Origin of the sequence: Enterovirga sp. (assembly GCF_028290205.1) — a bacterium.
GTDB lineage: Bacteria > Pseudomonadota > Alphaproteobacteria > Rhizobiales > Beijerinckiaceae > Enterovirga.
The window spans coordinates 1-5,861 of record NZ_JAQGKF010000013.1 but is presented as its reverse complement, the minus strand read 5'-3'; the positions used below and the strand labels follow the sequence as shown (position 1 = coordinate 5,861).

Genomic DNA, 5,861 nt, shown 5'->3' with positions numbered 1-5,861 from the left:
CGTGGGCCGGCCGCCGCCGCGCCCGGCTCCGGCACTGAAGCGGTCGGACGCTCCCGCCCGCCGCGGCTCCGGAATGCGCGGCCCGCGACCGGCTTGCGGGGCTTCGGGCCGGCCGAAGGGCGCGATTGGTTCCCGGACCGGGCTCTCGAAATCCACGCCCGCCTCGCTGGCGAGGGCCTGGCCGAGCTGATCGCGCAGAACCTTGGTCTTCACCTCCTCGACGAGCCCCGATTCGAGGTCGCCGAGCTGGAAGGGCCCGAAGGAGAGCCGAATCAGCCGGTTCACCTGCAGCCCGAGATGCTCGAGGATCCGCTTCACCTCGCGGTTCTTGCCCTCCCGCAGGGCCAGCGAGATCCAGGTGTTGTCGCCCTGCTGCCGGTCCAGCGTCGCTTCGACCGGCCCGTAATTGATGTCATCGATGGTGATGCCGTCGCGCAGCCGGTCGAGTTCGGCCTGCGTGACGTCGCCCCGTGCGCGCACCCGGTAGCGGCGCGTCCAGCCCGTCTCGGGATGGGCGATCACCTTCGCCAGGCCGCCGTCATTGGTCAGGAGGAGAAGACCCTCGGTGTTGATGTCCAGGCGGCCGATGGCGACCACCCGGGGCATCTCTTCCGGGAGTGATTCGAACACCGTGGGGCGGGCCTGCGGGTCGCGGAAGGTGGTGACGAGGCCGCGGGGCTTGTGGAACAGCCAGAGCCGCGTGCGCTCGCGCAGCGGCAGCGGCTCCCCGTCCACGGCGATGCGGGCATCCTGTGCGACGTTGAGCGCCGGCGACAGCACGCGCTCCCCGTCCAGGGTGACGCGGCCGGCCTCGATCAGAGCCTCGGCGTCGCGCCGGGAGCAAATCCCGGCCCGGGCGATCACCTTGGCGATGCGCTCCTCAGCCGGCAGCAGCCGGGCGGCGTCATCCGCCGATGAATCGGGCGCGGGCGCGGGGCGGCGGCTGTGGTCGGGGCGGGCGCCCCGATCTCCTCCACCGCCGCGATTCGCATCTCCGGCCCGCGGCGCGTTCGCGTGCCGAGCCTCCGCGGGAGCACGTCTCGTCCAGGGGCCACGCCCCTCCTTGTTGTCGGTCATGAGGCGCTGATAGCAGAGGGGCAGGGCGGGGGCGAGGCATGGTGGACGCGATGGCCCTGGCGCTCGCGGAAGCGCGGGCGGCCGGGGACGACGGCGAGGTGCCGGTCGGGGCGGTGGTGCTGCGCGACGGCGCGGTCCTGGCGACCGGCCGCAACCGCACCCGGCAGGATCGCGACCCGACAGCGCATGCCGAGATCGTGGCGATTCGGGCTGCCGCGCTGGCGCTCGGCACCGACCGGCTGTCCGGCTGCGACCTCTATGTGACCCTCGAGCCCTGCGCGATGTGCGCCGGCGCGATGTCCTGGGCTCGCCTTCGGCGCCTCTATTTCGGCGCGCCCGACCCCAAGGGGGGCGCCGTGGAGCACGGGCCGCGGCTGTTCAGCCAGCCGACCTGCCACCATGCGCCCGAGATCTATGGCGGGCTGCGCGAAGGGGAGGCGGCTTTGCTCCTGCGCGGGTTTTTCGCGACTCGGCGCTAGCGCCAGGCCGGTCGACCTCCGGCCGGCTGCGGACCGCGCCGCACCCGTTCAGCTCACGGCCGCCTGCGGCGCGGCTTCGCGCACGGCGAGATTCTTGCGGACGGCGTCCTGCACCTTCTCGAACGCCCTGACCTCGATCTGGCGCACGCGCTCCCGCGAGACCCCGAATTCGCCGGACAGGTCCTCCAGCGTGATGGGGTCCTCGGCCAGGCGACGCGCCTCGAAGATGCGCCGTTCGCGCGGGTTCAGGACACCAAGCGCGTCGCGCAGGGCGGCAAGACGGTTTCGGCCCTCCTGCTCGCGGACCAGCACCGTTTCCTGCCCGGCCGAATCATCGACGAGCCAATCCTGCCATTCCCCTTCCCCTTCCTCGCGAAGGGGGGCGTTGAGGGACACGTCCCCGCCGAGGCGGCGGTTCATGTCCACCACGTCCTGCTCCGTGACGCCGAGCCGGGTGGCGATGGTGGCCACCTGGTCGGGCCGCAGGTCGCCCTCGTCGAGGGCCGAGATCTGGCCCTTCGCCTTGCGGAGATTGAAGAACAGCTTCTTCTGGTTCGCCGTGGTGCCCATTTTCACGAGGGACCACGAGCGCAGAATGTATTCCTGGATCGCCGCCTTGATCCACCACATCGCATAGGTGGCGAGGCGGAACCCCTTGTCGGGGTCGAAGCGCTTCACGGCCTGCATCAGGCCGACATTGCCTTCGCTGACGACCTCGCTGATCGGCAGACCATAGCCGCGATAGCCCATGGCGATCTTCGCCACGAGCCGCAGATGCGACGTGACCAGCCGATGCGCGGCTTCGCGATCACCCTCGTCGGCCCAACGCTTCGCGAGGGTGAATTCCTCGGTCGGCTCGAGCATCGGAAAACGACGGATCTCGTTCAGATAGTGCGAGAGTCCCCCCTCGCTCGCCAATGCGGGCAATGCGCCAGCCATTTCACCTCCTCGCGGCAGCCGAATCTACCGGCCCGCTGCGATCCCGTCCGGCGACCGCGACCCTCGCAAGTAGGGACTCGGAGCGTGGCCGAAAAGGGGCACCGCGTGACAAGATGCACGACAACGCAGTCAGGCCCGTTTCGTCTCAGGCCTCGCCGCCCCGGTCAGAAACGGTCATTCCCGCAGTGCCGCCACGAGCCGGGACAGGTCCGGCGGCAGCTTGCTCTCGAAGCGCATCACCTCACCGGAGACCGGGTGGGCGAATTGCAGCAGCACGGCGTGCAGCGCCTGGCGGCCGAGGCCCGCCAACTCCGCCTGGGCGGCCGGCGACAGACGCCCGGCCTTGGTTCGGAAGCCGGCGCCATAGAGCGTGTCGCCGAGCAGCGGATGGCGCCGGTGCGCCATGTGCACGCGGATTTGATGCGTGCGGCCAGTTTCCAGGGTGCAGCGGACCAGACTCGCCGCCGCCTCGCCGCCGCGGTCCAAGAACGCCTCCTCGACGCGATAATGGGTCACGGCGTGCCGGCCGCGGCCCGCCGCCGTGACGGCAATCTTTTCGCGATGCGCGGCCGAGCGCGCCAGCCAGGCGTCCACGGTGCCGGCCTTCGGCTCCGGCACACCCCAGAGGAGAGCCAGATAGGCCCGTTCCAGGGGGCCGGTGCGGCCGTGATCGGCGAATTGCTCGCCCAGCGAGCGGTGCGCGCGGTCCGTCTTGGCCGCGACCAGGAGGCCGCTCGTGTCCTTGTCGAGCCGGTGCACGATGCCGGGCCGCCGCACGCCGCCGATGCCCGACAGGCTGGGGCCGCAATGGGCCAGCAGGGCGTTGACCAGGGTGCCGCGGTCGTGACCGGCGCCGGGATGGACGACGAGCCCGGCCGGCTTGTTCACCACCACCACGTCCTCGTCCTCGAACACGATGTCGAGCGGGATCGGCTCGGCCAGCGGCACCGCGTCGAGGGCCGGCGGCAGGCGCAGCATCGCAGTGCCGCCGGCCATTCGCAGCGAGGGATCGAGCACCACGCCCCCGTCCAGCGCCACGCAGCCCTCGCGAATCAGGGCCTGGAGACGGCTGCGGGACAGGTCGGGCCAGGCTTCGGCCAGCACGCGGTCGAGCCGGCCCGAGCGCCCGGAGAGGTCGAACGCGCGCTCCTCACCCTCCTCGGTGTCCAACACGGGCTCCGCCTCGGCGGCTGTGGTTCTCTCGTCGGGGAAGGCTTGTCGCATGTGCACGGCCCCATTATAGGGTGCCCACGGCCGGCCGGAAGCTCCCATCGTCTAGCGGTCTAGGACGTCGCCCTCTCACGGCGAAAACAGGGGTTCGAGTCCCCTTGGGAGCGCCACCGCCCTGGCCAACATCCTTCTTTTCCGTCGCCATCATGCGGTTTCCCCGAATCGCGCCGACACGGTTTGGCTAACTCTGTCCCGCTGTGTGCCTCCCGGAGGGTGATGGCGCCTCGCGCCAAGCCGGCCTGCTCCGCAGCCCAGTTCACCTCGTTTCCACCTCGTGCGGTGACGTCGCTCCCACGCCGGCCGGTGAAGCATCAGCGCGAAGGCGGTTCGCTGCTTCGTCGGCGTGCATCGGAGCCTTCGCTCAGTCCGTCATGACTGTTGCCGAGAAGCAGAACGAGGAGATCCTTAAGTTGCGGCCCGAAGTCGACGCCTTGAAGCTGAAAGTGAAATCGCTCCGTGTGAACGCCGGCTATTCAGAGCATGCGGCCTGAACATAGCCATGCCCCTCAAAACCACCTTCATTGTCCAAACCTTCGAAATAAAACGGAAGCGCCTCGTGCCCGGTCAGAAGGACGTCGCGCCGACCAAGGCCGGCGCCCTGAAGCGGGCCGAAGCCTCGGCGGCCCGCTTCCCGGGGACGGCCGCCCTGCAGGTGGACGCCGACGACGAAACCGGCGAGGTCGCCAAGATCGAGATCCTCGGCACGTTCGGCGAGATCCCTGACGACTTCGCTGACGGCCTCACGGGCGGGTGAGAGGTTCGCCCGATGCTCACCGTGCCTGGGGCGATCACCCCAGCCCTTCGCACGTTCTGCCAGTCGACCTCACCCGAGCGGGCTGTCTATGTCCCGTCGCGACCCGCCGATGATGCGGGACAGCGCCTCTGCTTCGACTACGTCGCTCGTACGATTGAGCGGGACGGCGGCGAGTCCATGGCTGGGGGATCTGGCGCCTGCCCCGCCTCTACTTCGAAGCCGAGCATCATGTCGTCTGGCGCGACCGTGGAGGGAGGCTCGTCGACGTCAGCCCGCAATATCTGCAGGCCGCCAAGATCCTGTTCCTGCCCGATCTGGCCGCCGTCTACGATCGCGGCCGCTTCCGCACGAAGATGGAGCAGCTGAAGGGTCGGATGGCCGAGCTGCTGACGCTCGCCGGCCACCCCCTGCCTCGAGCGCCCCACCAGCGCCCGGTCGCCGTTCCGGGCACAAGAAACTAGCCGCGGACGCCTCACGCCCGTCCTGGGGCCGCTACAGCCGGTTTGCGTGGGCTCCCCCGGCAGGGTGACTCGGTCGGGCAGAGCGTGCATCCGACGCAGGCCGTCGCTGAAGGCGCGACCCTGAATACCGATGCCATGCAGCGGCGCGTGTGCGAGTGGGCTGGGATCCGGCTGACATAGCCGGCCTACTCTGACGCCGGCGCCTTCTCCCGCCCCGCCGCCCCGCGCTCGGCGCCGGGCGAGCCGCTCACTCTTCATCAACCAAGGGCGGCGAGGATCGGCGGATGATCCGCTTGTCCCCGCCGCGCCTGATCACCTTCGCGCTATCCCTCGTGCTCGTCGGGCTCGCGCTGGCCAGCCTCAAGCTCAAGATCCCCGTTGTCGGCCCGACGGTCGTCTCGCACCGGACGTGGTTCTTCGTCGGCGCCTACGCCGTCCTGGCGCTCGGGGTCCTCTCCCGCCGGTTCTGACGGCCTGCGGGCCGCCGCCTCGCGCTCGGCGAGCCAGGCGTTCAAGGTTTCTGGGCGACAGCAGATGATCGCGCTCCCCGGCAGGCGGAATGTCGGCAGACCTCCCCTCGCGATAATGTGCCTGGTCTGCCGTACAGTCAGGCCGAGATGCGCCGCGATCTTGGGCGCTCCGAACAGGAGGCCGTCGCGGTTGTCAGGCCTGAAAACTCTCCGGGGCTCGGCCACGCAAAAGCGCCCCGCCACGAGATGTCGGCCGGGGTGCAGGATTGTCGTGGAGGGCCGGGGCGAGGGCGTTCGGTCGCGCGAAGACACGTCGGGCTCGACCTCGCGCAGGAATCGCGGGGCTTCGCATTCAGAGTCGGCCAGCACCCTCACGCCTTTGGGGAGCGCCGGCAAAAGCTCCTGCTTCTCAACGGTACGACGCCGCCCAGATCGGTCGGCAAGTCATTGG

6 protein-coding genes, 1 tRNA gene and 1 pseudogene are annotated in these 5,861 nt (G+C 70.0%); 4 read left to right on the top strand and 4 right to left on the bottom strand.

Features of this window, described 5'->3' with window-relative positions; genetic code table 11:
* Positions 1–111: 111 nt before the first annotated feature.
* A pseudogene (locus tag JWR86_RS01295) lies at positions 112–1,077 on the bottom strand (pseudouridine synthase); the annotation flags it as partial.
* A gap of 38 nt (positions 1,078–1,115) precedes the next feature.
* Here JWR86_RS01295 and JWR86_RS01290 point away from each other — a divergent pair.
* Positions 1,116–1,556 carry a nucleoside deaminase gene (locus JWR86_RS01290; RefSeq protein ID WP_299559612.1) on the top strand — a complete coding sequence of 147 codons (441 nt, stop codon included), beginning with the start codon at positions 1,116–1,118 and terminating at the stop codon, positions 1,554–1,556.
* Positions 1,557–1,604: 48 nt separating this feature from the next.
* On the opposite strand, the gene rpoH is transcribed toward JWR86_RS01290, so the two are convergent.
* On the bottom strand, positions 1,605–2,495 hold the full coding sequence (rpoH, locus tag JWR86_RS01285) for an RNA polymerase sigma factor RpoH (protein WP_299559609.1): 891 nt from the start codon (positions 2,493–2,495) through the stop codon (positions 1,605–1,607).
* A gap of 174 nt (positions 2,496–2,669) precedes the next feature.
* Complete coding sequence (locus JWR86_RS01280; RefSeq protein WP_299559606.1) at positions 2,670–3,668, bottom strand: RluA family pseudouridine synthase; 999 nt, start codon at positions 3,666–3,668, stop codon at positions 2,670–2,672.
* 91 nt (positions 3,669–3,759) lie between these two features.
* On the opposite strand from JWR86_RS01280, the gene JWR86_RS01275 reads away from it, so the two are divergent.
* Positions 3,760–3,835 (top strand) — tRNA-Glu (locus JWR86_RS01275).
* A 389-nt stretch (positions 3,836–4,224) separates the two neighbouring features.
* Entirely contained in the window at positions 4,225–4,479 is a 255-nt protein-coding gene (locus JWR86_RS01270) for a hypothetical protein (protein ID WP_299559603.1), read from the top strand.
* 137 nt (positions 4,480–4,616) lie between these two features.
* Here JWR86_RS01270 and JWR86_RS01265 read toward each other — a convergent pair whose 3' ends face one another.
* Positions 4,617–4,883, bottom strand: a complete 267-nt coding sequence (locus JWR86_RS01265) for a hypothetical protein (protein ID WP_299559600.1) — start codon at positions 4,881–4,883, stop codon at positions 4,617–4,619.
* A gap of 341 nt (positions 4,884–5,224) precedes the next feature.
* Here JWR86_RS01265 and JWR86_RS01260 point away from each other — a divergent pair, with 341 nt between their 5' ends.
* Positions 5,225–5,410 (top strand): hypothetical protein, encoded by a 186-nt coding sequence (locus tag JWR86_RS01260; RefSeq protein ID WP_299559596.1) that lies wholly within the window; start codon positions 5,225–5,227, stop codon positions 5,408–5,410.
* Positions 5,411–5,861: the final 451 nt, after the last annotated feature.